A 14,328-nucleotide genomic window follows, 5' to 3' on the forward strand; every position below is an offset into this window, starting at 1 on the left:
ACGGCCACGCAGCTTGACTTTTGCAACATCCAAAAGATGGCGACGGCGGCGGGCCTGAAAAATGGCCAGACCAACAAGCCCTACAGTGTCGCCCAGATCTCCAACCTGATTGGCTCGGAGCAGGTGGCGCCGATCGACGTGGCCACTGCGTATGCCACCTTCGCCAGCGGCGGCGTGCGCTGCGAACCGATTGCGCTGACGTCCATCACCGATTCAACGGGAAAGAGCTATCAGGTGCCCGGCGCCAATTGCCAGCGGACCATGACCCAGGAAGTGGCAGCGGGGGTTACGTACGCTCTGCATTACATGCTCACCAACGGTTCGGGTTATGCCATCCCGCTCAATGACAAGGACACGGCCTTTGCCAAAACGGGGACCACCGACTGGAACGTCGAGACGTGGACGGTGGGCGCCAATTCCGGCATGTCCACGGCGTCGTGGTTTGGCAGCTACCAGGGCAACGGCGATCAGTGGCACAACCAGGACATCACCATCAACGGCGTCTACTACCCCAGCATTGACGGCAACCAGCTGGCCGGTTCGCAGTGGGCGGCCGTCATGAACGCCGCCGCGGGCAGCTACGCGCCGGCACCGCTGACGGCGCCCCCGGCAGCCATGCTGAGCCAAACGGCCCCCCTGGTGGCCGGCTCCAACGACCCCATGGCCGGCAGCGGCGTGCCGGCGCCCCCGGTGCAGCAACCCAACACCGGCGACGCCCAGACCCAGGCACCGGCCGCTCCCACCCAGGCACCCGCAACGCAGGCTCCGGCGACGCAGGCTCCCGTCACGCCGAAGGCCCCCGTCACCAAGGGCGAACCTGTCAAGAAGAAGGGGTAGGGCCCGCCAGCACGGCCAGCAGGGCAGTGCCGTCCGGGACGCCGAGTCCCGTGCAGGCGTCCCACCCCGGCGTGGCGTCGTAGCTGCCGTTGTTGCCGTTGGTGATGTCGCGGAAGCCAGGGGCGGGCTGTCCCTGCGTTACGCCGGCATAAAGGGCGGGCTGGAGCAGGCCGAAGCCGCTGCCCCGGGATTGGGCCATGCGCGCAATCAGCGCCGCCCACAGGGGCGCCACCGCGCTGGTGCCGCCGATGACCATGTCCGTCCCGTCGACCCTGACCCGGTAACCGGTTTGCGGGTCTGCCACGGCCGCGACGTCGGGCACGCCCCGACCGTGCGGGGTTGCTGCCGGGGACGCGCCCGCCTGCACCGTCACGTGCTGCTGCCAGTCCGGGAGGGGGAACGTGCCGCTGACCCCGCCTCCCGTCGCCGAACTGGAGGAGTCATTCCAGACGGTTTCGCTCGTGACCTTGCCGGTGGCGGTGTCCACCTCCAGCCGGGTGCCGCCGCACGCCAGGGCATGCGGGCTCGACGCCGGGAAGTCGGCGTGGTTCTGCCCGTCCCCCTGGGCGTCGGCACTGCCGTTGTCGCCGGCCGCGGCCGTGACGGTGATGCCCAGCAGCGAAGCGTCGACAAACGCGTTGTCCATGGCGGCACGTGCCTGTTCGGTCCACTGGTCCTCGCTCTGCCCCCAGCTGATGCTGATCGCCGCGGGAGCGGGGGTGTCGTGGGTGGCCTTGGCCACGGCATCCAGGAACCCGGCATCGGAGTTGGGGGCAAAATAGACCTTCAGCGTGGACCCGGGGGCCAGTGCGCCGGCAACCTCAATGTCCAGGAGCACCTCTCCGTCGGCCCCCTGGGGATCGGCGCCGGGCACGTTGACGGCGCCGTCCACGCCTACTGCCGTCACCGTGGGGCCGGTGATGCCCAGCCCGGCAAAGTACTCGTCGAGGTCCGGCTGGCCGAAGCCGCCCCCCAGTTCAACGACGGCAATGACCTGCCCGCCGCCGTCGGTGCCTTTAGGGAAGTTGTAGATGCGCCCCAGGTCAAGTGGCGTGTAGCTCACATTGCCGGCGGCTGCCGGCGCGAAGTGAAAGGGGGCGCGGGCCGACGGCCTGTCATCGAGGCCAAGTACGGCGGTGACCACCCCGTCCAGTGCCGCCGGCACGCTCAGGGCACCGGTGCGGTGCCGGTGCGAGGTGCTTTCGTTGTTGGGACCCACGCTGTCGACCGTCTCAAGTTCGGTGCCAAAGATGGTGCACAGCAGCCCCACCGGCCCGGCTATCCGCAGCCTGCGCGATGCCGTGTCGGTCTCCACCACCGTGGCGCCGAGCCCCGTAAGGGTCTCGGTGGCAAGTTCGACGTCGGCCGGTGCGGCCCCGTATTCGGCCGGCAGGACTCCGCCCGGTGTTCCGGACGAGGCCGCTGCCGCCAGGGCGCCGCCGGGTACGGGTCCGGCCCGTCGGAGCACCACGGTGACGGTGATTTCCTCGTTGTACAGCGCGTCCTGCGCGTCGCCTGCCGGTCGGTGCAGCGCCTGTGGGGCCGGTCCACGGCTGCTGCCGGGGAGCGGGACCAGTTCGGGCCCGGACGCAGCCGCGGCGTGCCGCCCACGCCGGGGACCTGCACCCGCTGCCCCGTCGGGATCCGGACTACCGCTGCCGGGGTCCGGCCGGCCTTTCCCGGGCTCTCCACCAGCGGGAACTTCAACAGGGGGCTCTTCAACAGGCATGGCACACACCCTCCACTCGTTACCGGCGATACTACGGCCTTTTCACCGGTCCAGACAATGGCCGGCTTTGACCCATGTAACCTTGGCCTTTCGGCAGGTGGTTCGCGGCCCCGCCATCCGCCCGGGTTTCAGCATTCCTGATTCTCGGCGAGACTGGGGTAAGCGCCAATCCCGGCGGAACCGCAAGGAGCACGCAGTGAACCCTTCGAACGCATCCGCACAGCCGCCCAGGATTGTGGTCGGCGTCGACGGCTCCGAGGCCTCGCTCAATGCGCTGCGTGACGCTGCCACCCTTGCTGCCGGTCTGGGTGGATCCGTGGACGCCATTGCCGTCTGGGAGGCTCCCACCAAACCCTCCAGTTACCAGGCACTGGGGATCGGGAACTTTGCCGAAGGGGCGCAGCAGGTGCTGGACCGGGCCCTCGCAGACGCGTTTGGCGGAATTGTGCCCGCCATTGTGTCCGCCCGGATCGAACACGGATCCGCTGCCGCCATTCTCACTGAAGCCAGCAGGGGCGCCCGTTACCTGGTGGTGGGACGCCGCGGCCACGGCGGCCTCATGGGAGTCGTGCTCGGATCGGTCAGCGCCGCCAGCATCAACCAGGCGCACTGCCCGGTCATTGTCGTCAAGTAGTCCCGCAGTTGAGCAGCACCGAAACGGCCAGTGTGCGGCCGTTCAGCGGCTGCTGGCTCCCAGGGCGGCGTCTTCGGCCGCCCGGAAGGCGTCCTCGAGCCCGGCGACCGCGGCCCGGTATCCAGGAGCGCCATCCGGGGCTGCCCCGGAGCTGCGGCGCAGCAGCTCCGCCAGGGCAACGGCCTTGACCAGGGCCGAGGTTTCCGGGACCCGGACGTCGGCCATGGCCGGAAAGTCGATGGCGGCGGCAGGGTCAAGCTCGTAGCGGCTCCAGCGGGTCAGCACGGTGTTGTGCCGGCTGCAGAGTGCCGCGCGCTCAGTTTCGGCCAGGTTCCGCGCCGCCGCATCCGCCCGCAGTGACATTCGCCGGGCCACTGCCTTGTTGACCCACCACCAGGTGGCCGCCGACAGCAGCGCCAGCGTGGCGCCGGCCCAGCGGTCCAGCACGGCCGTGATCAAAATGGCCGGCAGCAGCACACACAGGCCGGCAAAGGCGTACCAGAACCGGGTGTCGGGGTCGTGCTCCAGTGCGGGCCGCACCTTCACCAGCCACACAGTTCCGGCAGTGGCCAGCACCACCAGCACTGCCATCAAGACAAGCCCTGCAAGGGCTGCAACCACCATCACGGCACCTCCGAAACGACGGCCGGGCAGAACCGCCCGGACACCCGCATGGGAGCCGGTCACGCCGGTTCCCTACTTCCATTGCAGGCCTTTTCCACGGCAAGGTCAAGGGGTGGCGAAGGAACACCGGCCGGAGGGAGCTATTCGAGGCCTTCCCGGTTGATGAGGTGCCGGGCCGCGGGCTCGTGTGCCGCACCGGCACCGGCGCCGTGGCGGGCGTGCGCCGCTGCGGTCGGAGCCGGGCCGGCCGTGGGCCGGGGGCGCCCCCGGTGGTCGACGGCGGCAACCCGCCGGGCGGGCGGGAAGTCTGCCGTCGGGATGCCTGCCGTCGGGAAGTTCGCGGCTGAAACTTCTGCCGGCTGATGGCCAGCGACTGGAAGGGCCGTGGCCACCGTTTCCCGGCTGCCCACCCCTGAAGCTGCGTGGGTCGGGGGAGCGGGGCTGCCGGACGGCGCCGGCACCCGGGTGTCGGCGCCGGGCACGCTTCCGGGCTCGGCGTAGGCGTATTTGCCGCCGCGCAGGGCGGACGCGACGGCGGCCACCAGGCAGGCGGCGATGGCAAAGCCAAACGCCACGGCGAGCCCGTCGGCGAACGGCCCGGAGATCAGTGCCGGGAAGAAGCCCCGGCCGGTGAGGTACGCAGCGTCGGCCGGGGACAGGCGCGCCAGGGCGGCCGGGCCCAGCAGCGTCTGCACTGGGTTGTAGCCCAGCAGTGAGGAAAAGAGCACGGATACCGGCGGCAGGGAGGCGACGTGGCCGGCGTCGACCGCGCTGACGCCGTGCGCCGTGAGCCCGCTGGTGAGCGTGGCTGGAAGGGTGCGCGCCAGCCCCGTGACCATGAGCGAGAAAAAGATGCCGATGGACAGGACCATGGCGGAATTTTGGAAGGTGGTGCTCATGCCGGCCCCCACGCCGCGGCGGTTGGGTGGCAGGCTGTTCATGATGCCGGCCCGGTTAGGTGCGGCAAAGAGGCCCATGCCAATGCCGTTGACGAGCAGGGCAAGGGAAAACGTCCAGTACTGGAAGTCCACGGGCAGCAGCAGCAGCCACCAGAAGCTCAGCGCGGCCACCACCATGCCTCCGGTGGCCAGCAGGCGGGCGCCCATCCTGTCAGAGATCCAACCCGAGACGGGGCCCGCCACCAGGAAACCGGCCGTCAGCGGCAGCATGTAGATGCCCGCCCACAGCGGCGTGTTGGCGAAGTCGTAGCCGTGGCGGGGAAGCCAGATGCCCTGCAGCCAGATGATCAGGATGAACATCAGCCCGCCGCGGCCAATCGCGGAGAGCAGGCTGGCCAGGTTGCCGGCCGTGAACGCGCGGATGCGAAACAGCTTCAGTTCAAACATCGGCTCCGGCACGCGCGTTTCGATGATGGCGAAGGCCACCAGCACCAGCGTGCCGCCAATCAACGCGGCCAGCACCCACGGGTTGGTCCAGCCCATGGTTTGCCCTCTATAGGGCTGGATGCCGTAGGTGATGCCCACCAGCACGGCGATCAGGCCGGCGGCGAACGTCATGTTGCCCCACCAGTCGAGCCTTGCCGGTTGCCGGATGCCGTTGTCATGCAGTTTCAGGTACGCCCATACCGTGCCAAAGATGCCGACGGGAACGGAGACCAGAAACACCAGCCGCCAGTCGATGGGTCCGAGCAGGCCGCCGATCACCAGGCCCAGGAAGGAGCCGGCGATCCCGGCCACCTGGTTCAGCCCCAGCGCCAGCCCGCGCTGGTCCACGCCAAACGCGTCGGTGATGATGGCGGTGGAATTGGCCATCAGCAGCGCCCCGCCCACGCCCTGCAGGATCCGCATGATGATCAGCCAATACACGCCGGGCGTCCCGGTCATCCAGGTGGCGGCCAGCAGGATGGAAAAGAAGGTAAAAATGGCAAACCCGGCGTTGTACATCTTCACCCGCCCGAACATGTCGCCGAGCCGGCCAAAACTGACCACCAGGACGGCGGTCACCACCATGTATCCCATGATCAGCCACAGCAGCAGCGAGGTGTTGCCCGGCGCCAGGGGATTGATGCCGACGCCGCGAAAGATGTCCGGCAGCGCGATCAGCAGGATGGAGGCGTTGATGGTCGCCATCAGCACGCCCAGGGTGGTGTTGGAAAGCACTATCCACTTGTAGTGCGGATTTGCGAGGTCGCGTGCCTTCCGGGACTGCGCCCGCGCTGTCCTGGCGGCGGTATTTGTTAATCGTGTTTCGGCCACAGTTTTCGCACTCCCAGGCTGGTTTCCGCATCCTTGGGCAGCGGCTGGTGGTTGCCTCTGTCAACTAACAATGCTAGTCCCGTGGCGGCGTTGCGGACCTGAAAAATTGCCGTGAACTATTTTTCGGTAGCGGTAGCGGCCGCGGCCGCTACCCGGCCAGCCCACCGGGCCGCGCGCGGCTGCTCGCGGCTGCTACCCGGCCAGCAGGGTGAAGCGTCCGGCGGCCACGAACACGGCCAGCGCAAACAGGACCACGTTGATGCCGATCCCACTGAACTCCGTCTGGCGGACGTGATAAATGGCTGCCAGCACCATCACGACGGCCAGGGCCGTGGCCGCAAGCGGGGTCAGGACCGCGGCGATACCCGTGGCGGCGGGCAGGATCAGACCCACGGCGCCCAGGAGCTCGGCAATGCCGACGAATCTGACCACGGATGGGGGGAAGTGGTTTACCCACGGCGTGGTCTTGCCAAGCTTGGGGATCGGCGCGGTGGCCTTCATGGCACCGGCGGAAAGGAACATGGCGGCGAGCAGGATCTGGGCAATCCACAAGGTGATGTTCACGGGGAGGCCTTCCGGTGGCATTTGAGAAACGGACCGTCAGCTCCACTTCCTGTCACGAAGGGAACCGGAGCCGACTGGGGGATATTCCCCCTCTGCTAATCTGTCCTTATCCACGGACCTCCCGGGAAGTTGCCTTGCCGGTCGCAGATAACGGGTGGACACTTGAATCCGTTGCAGACCTGAGGAGAGCCACATGCACTTGACGCCCCGTGAACAAGAAAAACTCATGATTGTGGTGGCTGCCGACCTTGCGCGGCGCCGGCAGGCACGGCACCTGTTGCTCAACCACCCGGAAGCCGTGTCCATTCTGACGTATGAGCTGATCGAGGGCGCCCGCGACGGGCGCACGGTTGCCGATCTGATGAGCTGGGGGAGCACCATCCTGAACCGCGATGAGGTCATGGACGGCGTGGCGGAGATGATCAAGGACGTCCAGGTCGAGGCGACGTTCCCGGACGGCACCAAACTCGTCACCGTCCACAACCCCATCCGCTGATCCAGCCGCTCCCTGCGGACTGCCGTGCAATGAACCGCCGTGCAATGAAAGGCAAGCCATGATTCCGGGCGAATACATCCTCCGAGCCGATCCCATCACCTGCAATGAGCACTTGACGGCAAAGTCCCTGCAGGTCACCAACCGCGGGGACCGGCCCATCCAGGTGGGCTCCCACTACCATTTCCTCGAGGTCAACAACGCGCTGGAATTTGACCGCCCGCAGGCGCGCGGGTTCCGGCTCGACATTCCAGCCGGCACGGCCGTCCGCTTTGAACCGGGGGACGCCAAGACCATCAAGCTGATCGCCCTGTCCGGCAGCCGTGAAGTCCACGGCTTCCAGGACCTGGTGAACGGGCCGCTCGACGCCGGAACACCAGGGGAAGGCAGCAAATGAGCTTTGAACTGAGCCGCAAGCAGTATTCGGACCTCTACGGCCCCACCACGGGCGACGCCGTGCGCCTCGCGGACACCGAACTGTTTGCCGAAATTGAATTTGACCACACGAACTACGGTGAGGAAGTCGTGTACGGCGGCGGCAAGGTGATCCGCGACGGCATGGGCCAAAACGGCCAGCTGATCCGTGACGAGGACATCCCGGACACGGTCATCACCAATGTGATCGTGCTGGACTACACCGGCATCTACAAGGCGGACGTCGCCCTGCGCGACGGCCACATCTTCAAGATCGGCAAGGCCGGCAATCCGCAAATCTCCAACGGCGTGAACATCACCATCGGCGTGGCCACGGACATCATCGCCGGCGAGGGCAAGATCCTCACGGCCGGCGGCATCGACACGCACGTGCACTTTGTCAGCCCCGACCAGATACCCGTGGCCCTGGCTTCCGGGGTCACCACGCTTATCGGCGGCGGAACCGGCCCTTCCGACGCCAGCAAGGCCACCACCGTCACGCCCGGTGCCTGGCACATTGGCAAGATGCTCCAGGCCGTGGACAACCTGCCCATCAACATCGGACTGCTCGGTAAGGGCCACGCCAGTGCCCGCGAACCGCTGGCCGAGCAGGTCCGGGCCGGCGTCATCGGCCTGAAGGTGCACGAGGACTGGGGGGCCACCACTTCCTCGATCGACATGTCGCTGCAGGTGGCGGACGAATTTGATGTCCAGGTGGCCATCCATTCGGACACGCTCAACGAATGCGGCTTCGTGGAGGACACGATTGCTGCGATCGCCGGGCGCGTCATCCACACTTTCCACACGGAAGGTGCCGGCGGCGGGCATGCCCCGGACATCATCAAGGTGGCCGGCCTGCCCAACGTGCTGCCGGCGTCGACCAACCCCACGCTGCCGTACACGGTGAACACCATTGACGAGCACCTGGACATGCTCATGGTGTGCCACCACCTCAGCCCGGACATCCCCGAAGACGTGGCGTTTGCCGACTCACGGATCCGCAAGGAAACCATCGCCGCCGAGGACGTGCTGCACGACATGGGCATCTTCTCCATCACCTCCTCCGACTCCCAGGCCATGGGCCGGGTGGGCGAGGTGGTGTTGCGCACCTGGCAGGTTGCCGACGCCATGAAGCGCCAGCGCGGAAAGTACGACGACGACCCCTCCGTGGGCGACAACGCCCGCCTCAAGCGATTTGTTGCGAAATACACGATCAACCCGGCCATTGCCCACGGCATCTCCGACTATGTGGGCAGCGTGGAGGAAGGCAAGTTTGCCGACCTGGTGCTCTGGGAACCTGCGTTCTTTGGCGTGAAGCCGGAGATGGTGATCAAGGGCGGACAGATGGTCATGAGCATCATGGGCGACCCCAACGGCTCCATCCCCACCCCGCAGCCGCGCACCTTCCGCCACAACTTCGGCTCGCTGGGCCGTGCCGTACATTCTTCCTCCATCACGTTCATGTCGCAGGCCGCCGTCGACGCGGGCGTTCCCGCCCAGTTGGGACTGGCGCATGAGGTCCGCGCCTGCCACGGCATCCGCGACCTAACCAAGGCCGACATGAAGCACAACGGGGAAACGCCGGACATCCAGGTGGACCCGGAAACCTACGAAGTCCGCGTGGACGGCCAAGTGGTCACCGCGGAGCCTTCCAGTGTGCTCCCCATGGCCCAGCGCTACTTCCTGTTTTAGACATTGGAGAACCCATGATCATCGAAACCATTCTGGGCAACAAGTTCGACCCCGCCACCGACGGTTTCAACCCGGCCTCCCTGGACGGCCTCCACGAGGAAAAGGTGCTGCTGCCCTCAGCCGACCTGGTCAAGCGCATCCAGCGGGTCACCACCGACCACGGAAAGGTGCTGGGGATCCGGCTGGCCGGCGACTCCGTGGCGGACCTCCGCGACGGGGACGTCCTGTTCCTTGACGGGCACAACGCCATCGTCATTGCCGTGGAGTCCACCGACGTGCTGGTCATCGCCCCGAGATCCATCAAGGAGATGGGCGTGGTGGCCCACAACCTGGGCAACCGGCACATGCAGGCCCAGTTCTTTGACGCCGCGTCCGAGTACGGAGCCCAGGTGATGGTGCTGGCCTATGACCACACGGTGGAGGACTACCTCCAGCATGTCGGCGTCCCGTATTCGCGGCAGGAACGCGTCATGCCCGTGCCGTTCCGGCACGCGGAACACACGCACTGACATGGCGGCCGCACCCAGCTACCTCCTGCCGCTGCTGCAGCTCAGCGATTCGGCGCTGCCCACCGGCGCGTTCAGCCACTCCCTGGGGCTGGAAAGCTACCTGCACCGCGGCCTTGTCCATGACGAGGCCACGTTTGCGGACTGGCTGACGCAGTTCATCCGGATCCAGCTGGTCCATTCCGACGCCCTCGCCATTCGGTTCGTGCTGGAGGCGGAGACGGAAGCCGAACTGCACCGTGTGGACCGGGAACTGCATGCCGCGGCACTGCCCCGGGAAATCCGGGAGGCAGGGGTCAAGATGGGAGCACGCATGCTGGAGATCGCCCGAGCCGTTCACCCCTGCCCCGAGTTGGAGGCGTATGCCGGAGCCGTCGCCTCCGGCGCCTGCGCCGGCCACCCCGCACTGGCCTTCGCCGTGGCCGGCAGGGCGTTGGGCGTGCCGGCTGCGGAACTGCTCAGCGCGTACATGTTTTCCACCGTCACCTCACTAACCCAGAACGCCATCCGGGGCATCCCACTGGGCCAAAGTGCCGGCCAACGCGTCCTGCGCGCCGCGCACCGGGAGGTGGGCGACGCCGTCGTGCTGGCCCAAACGCTCCCACGCGAGGATTTTGGTGTGACCGCGCCGGGACTGGAGATCGCCCAAATGCAGCACGAACACCAGCGGGCCCGCATGTTCATGTCCTGACTGCCGACTATTTAGAAGGAGCAACAAATGAAACCGATCAAGATTGGCATTGGCGGACCGGTTGGCGCCGGCAAGACCCAGCTCGTGGAGCGCCTCACCCGCGCCCTGGACGGCGAAGTTTCCAGCGCCGCCATTACCAACGACATCTACACCATCGAGGACGCAAAAATCCTCGCCGCTAACGGGGTGCTGCCGCTGGATAGGATCATCGGCATTGAAACCGGCGGCTGCCCGCACACAGCCATCCGCGAGGACACCTCGATGAACTCGGCCGCCGTGGCGGAACTGGAGGCCCGCCACCCGGACCTGCAGGTCATTTTCATCGAATCCGGCGGCGACAACCTCTCCGCCACTTTCAGCCCGGAGCTGGTGGACTTTTCCATCTACATCATCGACGTGGCGCAGGGGGAGAAGATCCCGCGCAAGGCCGGCCAGGGCATGATCAAGGCGGACCTGTTCATTATCAACAAGACCGACCTGGCCCCGTACGTGGGCGCCGACCTCTCCGTCATGGAGGCCGACACGCTCGAGTTCCGTGGACACAAGCCCTACTGCTTCACCAACCTGAAGACCGACGACGGCCTGGAGCACGTCATCAACTGGCTCAAGCGCGACGTGCTCATGCTTGACCTGGAATCCCGGTGACCCAAACCGCTCCCGGCGTCGCCGTCGGCGGACTGGTCGGCGATGCCGGCGACGGACCGGTAATTCCTCGGCTGCTTTCCGGCCAAACGGCCGCGGGCGGCCTCGGCCTCCCTGACGCAGCCTACGGAATCACCGGTTCCGCCGCCGTCGACCGCACGGGGCCAGCCGCCACCGTGGGGCGGCTCGGTGTACCTCCTGAGTGGGCCGGGACGCTGTCCCTGGACATTGACCAGCGTGGAGCTAAGTCCATCGCGGTGCGGCAGTTCCATGATGGCGCGCTGCGGGTTTTGCGGCCGCACTACCTCGATGAGTCCGGCCAGGTTTGTTATGTCGTGATCAATCCCGGTGGCGCCTACCTGGGCGGGGACAGGTACCTGATTGAGGTGGACGTGGCGCCGGGGGCCGACTTGCTGCTGACCACACAGTCGGCCACGAAGATCTACCGGACGCCCGGCAGCCGGGCCGAACAGCACATGCGCCTGCGGCTTGGGCCCCGTGCCAGGGTGGAATGCCTGCCCGACCCGCTGATCGCATATCGCGAAGCCAGTTACGTCCAGGCCACCAGGGTCGACATGGACCCCACGGCATCCCTGATCATGGCCGAGGTGGTAACCCCGGGCTGGTCGCCTGACGGCGCCCTGTTCCGCTATGACGAGATCCGGATGCGCAATGAAATTTCCATCGGCGGCAGACTCACCCTGCTCGACAACCTCCTGATCCGGCCGGGCACGGGATCGCCCGTGGACAGCATGTGCACCATGGGCCACTACACGCATCTGGGCTCGCTGCTGGTGATGGACGCCCGGGTCGACGCGGCCCTGGTCGCGGACATCCACGCACTGCTGGCACCCATTGATCCGGACGGGCAGCTGGGCATCACGCTGCTGGACGGCCCGGGCCTGGCACTGCGCGCACTGTCCCACTCCACCGAACCGCTCAACGCCCTGATCGGTGCCGCCGTCGACCACCTGCGCGGGCGCTGGACGGCCCAGGCACCTCTGAACCTACGGAAGTATTGATGACTGCCACTGCCCGAATGGGCTACCTGGCACGCGAACAGCTGCCCGTGGCCCGGCGCATCGGGGTGACATTTGGCGCCGTGGCGCTCCTGCACGTGAGCGTGGCCGCACTGTTGCTGTATTCACTGGCGGCGGACCCCCACCCGCTGGCCTTTGGCCTCGTGCTGACCGCCTATCTGGCCGGCGTGAAGCACAGCTACGACTGGGACCACATAGCGGCCATTGACAATTCCAGCCGCAAGTTTGCCGCACAGGGGCGGGCGCCGGTCAGCGTCGGCTTTGCCTTCAGCATGGGCCACAGCTCCGTGGTGATGCTGGCCGGCGTGCTCGTGGTCAGCGGCGCAGGGATCATGGGCACCGTGCTGCGGGACGGGTCGGCGGCGAACCTGGCCCTGGCCGTCATCGGGGCCGGGGTGTCAGCCCTGTTCCTGCTCGCGATTGGGCTGTTCAACGGGGCCGCTTTCCTCAAGGCCAATGTCCTCCTTCGCCGGGTGCGCGCCGGTGGAACGGTCGACGACGGCGAGCTCGCCCCCACCGGGATGGTCGCCCGGCTGCTGGACAAGCCGCTGTCCAAGGTAAAACGCCCCCGCGACATCTACGTGCTGGGCTTCCTGTTCGGACTGGGCTTTGACACGGCCTCCACCGTTGCGTTCCTCCTGCTGACGGCCTCCGCCGCGCTGGCCGGCATCTCCATCGCCGCCCTGCTGGCCCTGCCGCTGGCCTTCACGGCCGCCATGACCCTGTGCGACACGGCCAACGGCATGGCCATGATGAAGATGTACCGCTCCGCCGCGATGTTCCCTGCCCGCCGGATCGGCTTCAACATGGTCGTCACCGGCTTGTCCGCCACTTCGGCGCTTTTCATCTCGGTGCTGACCATCGCCGTGATTCTCCGCGACACCATGGGCCTGGACGACCCTGTCACTTCCTGGCTGGCCGGCCTGGATCTGGGCCACGCCGGCCTGCTGCTCGTCGGGCTCTTCCTGCTGGTGTGGGGGATCGCGGCGATTGGCTGGCGCCGGGACCGGGCCACGGCGCAAGGCTCCACGCCCGGCGTCGGGCCTTCCCGGTAAGGGCATCAGGGCAGGCGCGGGCCCACTGCCAGCAGGACGGACAGCGCCGTCATCATGAGCAGCGCGTAGCGGAACATCAGACGGGCCCACCTTTTTGTTGCGGCCGCAGCCAGGCCGCGAACGCCCAGCACGATCCAGCCAAGGCACAACACGCCCATGACCGAAGAATAGCTCCAGCCGACCAGGCCCAAGGGCTGGGGGAGCAGGGCCACTGCGGCAAAGGCCATGGTGTAGAGGAGGATTTGGACCTTGGTGTTGGCAACCCCGCGCACCACCGCAATAACGGGAACACCTGCCTTGGCGTATTCGTCGCGGCGGTAGATGGAGATCGAGTAAAACGCCGGCAGCTGCCAGAAGAACAGCATGAGGAACACGATGGCGGCTCCGGCGTCCAGCACTGAACTGGCACCAACATAGCCGCCAAGGACGGGGGCTGCGCCGGAAATGCTGCCCACGAGCGTACCGTGCACCGACAGCCGTTTGGACAGCATGCCGTAGAGCACCACGTAGGCCAGGTAGCCGCCCAGGCCCACGGCAACCACGAGGGGGTTCGTCCACGTGGCCAGCACGGCCACGCCGGCCACGCCCAGCAGGACCGAATAAAGCACGGCGTTGCGGGCCTCCACACGCCCGGTGACGGTGGCACGCTTCCTGGTCCGTGCCATGACCGCGTCGATGTCACGGTCAAGTATGTTGTTCAAGACGCACGCCGAGCCGATCACCAGCGTGGTGCCGGCGCAGACGGCCATGAACAGCAGCCAGTCCACCCGCGCGGGGCTGGCAAACAGGAAACCGGCGGCAGCCGTGAGGACATTGCCGTACAGCACTCCCGGCTTTGCCAGGGAGTAGTAGCGCAGCACCGCATCCCGCCAGCTGCTGCCGGTGGCGCGGGCCGCGAGGGCACTGTCCGTGCCGTCGAGCCGGGCATTTCCGCCAAGGCGGCGTGGGGGTGGCGTGGGGTGCGGGGCGGCCATGGGACGGCCTTTCAATCAGGAGCGGGTCAAGCAAGTGCGGGGTTGACTCCAGCATATCGACACCGAAGCTCCGGCCCCGTAACGGATGGTCTCAGCGCAGACACTCCATAACAGTTGGGCCAATCGCCGCGGCACACTAACGATTCACCGCCATTTGGGGTGGGGGCGGTGACCGCCGGCAACCGGTGCGCTACAACTGAAGCTATCCGTCATCCAT

General features: G+C 67.0%; 15 protein-coding genes. 10 read left to right on the forward strand and 5 right to left on the reverse strand.

Features of this window, described 5'->3' with window-relative positions; all coding sequences use genetic code 11:
* Window positions 1–837, forward strand: an 837-nt coding sequence (locus tag CVV68_RS20440; protein ID WP_281268313.1) for a penicillin-binding transpeptidase domain-containing protein, incomplete at its 5' end; no start/stop codon positions are given.
* On the opposite strand, the gene CVV68_RS20445 is transcribed toward CVV68_RS20440, so the two are convergent.
* Entirely contained in the window at window positions 821–2,566 is a 1,746-nt protein-coding gene (locus CVV68_RS20445) for a S53 family peptidase (protein ID WP_245933683.1), read from the reverse strand. The two genes, CVV68_RS20440 and CVV68_RS20445, sit on opposite strands and share 17 nt — an antisense overlap.
* Before the next feature lie 196 nt (window positions 2,567–2,762).
* On the opposite strand from CVV68_RS20445, the gene CVV68_RS20450 reads away from it, so the two are divergent.
* Window positions 2,763–3,200, forward strand: coding sequence for a universal stress protein (locus tag CVV68_RS20450; protein WP_245933684.1), 438 nt, complete (start codon window positions 2,763–2,765; stop codon window positions 3,198–3,200).
* Between the two features lie 42 nt (window positions 3,201–3,242).
* Here CVV68_RS20450 and CVV68_RS20455 read toward each other — a convergent pair whose 3' ends face one another.
* The 3 genes from CVV68_RS20455 to CVV68_RS20465 all read right to left on the reverse strand — a co-directional run bounded on the left by CVV68_RS20455 (window position 3,243) and on the right by CVV68_RS20465 (window position 6,604).
* Window positions 3,243–3,887: a hypothetical protein gene (locus tag CVV68_RS20455; protein WP_110502849.1), complete on the reverse strand. Its 645-nt coding sequence runs from the start codon at window positions 3,885–3,887 to the stop codon at window positions 3,243–3,245.
* A 77-nt stretch (window positions 3,888–3,964) separates the two neighbouring features.
* Window positions 3,965–5,944: an MFS transporter gene (locus CVV68_RS20460; RefSeq protein WP_245933685.1), complete on the reverse strand. Its 1,980-nt coding sequence runs from the start codon at window positions 5,942–5,944 to the stop codon at window positions 3,965–3,967.
* Between the two features lie 288 nt (window positions 5,945–6,232).
* Window positions 6,233–6,604, reverse strand: coding sequence for a DoxX family protein (locus CVV68_RS20465; protein ID WP_110502872.1), 372 nt, complete (start codon window positions 6,602–6,604; stop codon window positions 6,233–6,235).
* A 193-nt stretch (window positions 6,605–6,797) separates the two neighbouring features.
* Here CVV68_RS20465 and CVV68_RS20470 point away from each other — a divergent pair, with 193 nt between their 5' ends.
* From CVV68_RS20470 to CVV68_RS20505, 8 genes are read left to right on the forward strand one after another with little or no spacing between them, the layout of a single operon-like run.
* Window positions 6,798–7,100 (forward strand): urease subunit gamma, encoded by a 303-nt coding sequence (locus tag CVV68_RS20470; protein WP_110502850.1) that lies wholly within the window; start codon window positions 6,798–6,800, stop codon window positions 7,098–7,100.
* 58 nt (window positions 7,101–7,158) lie between these two features.
* Window positions 7,159–7,494, forward strand: coding sequence for an urease subunit beta (locus tag CVV68_RS20475; protein WP_110502851.1), 336 nt, complete (start codon window positions 7,159–7,161; stop codon window positions 7,492–7,494).
* A complete protein-coding gene (gene ureC / locus CVV68_RS20480) occupies window positions 7,491–9,203 on the forward strand; it encodes an urease subunit alpha (RefSeq protein WP_110502852.1) in 1,713 nt (570 codons plus the stop codon). The genes CVV68_RS20475 and ureC overlap by 4 nt, the downstream gene beginning before the upstream one ends.
* A 14-nt stretch (window positions 9,204–9,217) precedes the next feature.
* Complete coding sequence (ureE, locus tag CVV68_RS20485; RefSeq protein WP_110502853.1) at window positions 9,218–9,712, forward strand: urease accessory protein UreE; 495 nt, start codon at window positions 9,218–9,220, stop codon at window positions 9,710–9,712.
* A gap of 1 nt (window position 9,713) precedes the next feature.
* A complete protein-coding gene (locus tag CVV68_RS20490; RefSeq protein ID WP_110502854.1) occupies window positions 9,714–10,400 on the forward strand; it encodes an urease accessory protein UreF in 687 nt (228 codons plus the stop codon).
* 27 nt (window positions 10,401–10,427) lie between these two features.
* The gene (gene ureG, locus CVV68_RS20495; protein ID WP_110502855.1) at window positions 10,428–11,045 is read left to right on the forward strand and encodes an urease accessory protein UreG; all 618 of its coding nucleotides are present in this window, start codon (window positions 10,428–10,430) and stop codon (window positions 11,043–11,045) included.
* On the forward strand, window positions 11,042–12,064 hold the full coding sequence (locus CVV68_RS20500; protein ID WP_306415715.1) for an urease accessory protein UreD: 1,023 nt from the start codon (window positions 11,042–11,044) through the stop codon (window positions 12,062–12,064). Before ureG ends, CVV68_RS20500 begins: the two co-directional genes overlap by 4 nt.
* Window positions 12,064–13,137 (forward strand): HoxN/HupN/NixA family nickel/cobalt transporter, encoded by a 1,074-nt coding sequence (locus CVV68_RS20505; RefSeq protein ID WP_110502856.1) that lies wholly within the window; start codon window positions 12,064–12,066, stop codon window positions 13,135–13,137. Before CVV68_RS20500 ends, CVV68_RS20505 begins: the two co-directional genes overlap by 1 nt.
* A 5-nt stretch (window positions 13,138–13,142) precedes the next feature.
* On the opposite strand, the gene cyoE is transcribed toward CVV68_RS20505, so the two are convergent.
* Complete coding sequence (gene cyoE / locus CVV68_RS20510) at window positions 13,143–14,111, reverse strand: heme o synthase (protein WP_110502857.1); 969 nt, start codon at window positions 14,109–14,111, stop codon at window positions 13,143–13,145.
* Window positions 14,112–14,328 lie beyond the last annotated feature (217 nt).

The organism is Arthrobacter livingstonensis (genome assembly GCF_003219815.1).
In the GTDB taxonomy this organism is placed as follows: Bacteria; Actinomycetota; Actinomycetes; order Actinomycetales; family Micrococcaceae; genus Specibacter; species Specibacter livingstonensis.

Bases quoted from the DNA above. Each gene is read 5' to 3' on its own strand.
- ureE (WP_110502853.1), top strand. From the start codon at position 9,218: ATGATCATCGAAACCATTCTGGGCAACAAGTTCGACCCCGCCACCGAC.
- CVV68_RS20490 (WP_110502854.1), top strand. From the start codon at position 9,714: ATGGCGGCCGCACCCAGCTACCTCCTGCCGCTGCTGCAGCTCAGCGAT.
- CVV68_RS20475 (WP_110502851.1), top strand. From the start codon at position 7,159: ATGATTCCGGGCGAATACATCCTCCGAGCCGATCCCATCACCTGCAAT.
- CVV68_RS20470 (WP_110502850.1), top strand. From the start codon at position 6,798: ATGCACTTGACGCCCCGTGAACAAGAAAAACTCATGATTGTGGTGGCT.
- cyoE (WP_110502857.1), bottom strand. From the start codon at position 14,111: ATGGCCGCCCCGCACCCCACGCCACCCCCACGCCGCCTTGGCGGAAAT.
- CVV68_RS20445 (WP_245933683.1), bottom strand. From the start codon at position 2,566: ATGCCTGTTGAAGAGCCCCCTGTTGAAGTTCCCGCTGGTGGAGAGCCC.
- ureC (WP_110502852.1), top strand. From the start codon at position 7,491: ATGAGCTTTGAACTGAGCCGCAAGCAGTATTCGGACCTCTACGGCCCC.
- ureG (WP_110502855.1), top strand. From the start codon at position 10,428: ATGAAACCGATCAAGATTGGCATTGGCGGACCGGTTGGCGCCGGCAAG.
- CVV68_RS20505 (WP_110502856.1), top strand. From the start codon at position 12,064: ATGACTGCCACTGCCCGAATGGGCTACCTGGCACGCGAACAGCTGCCC.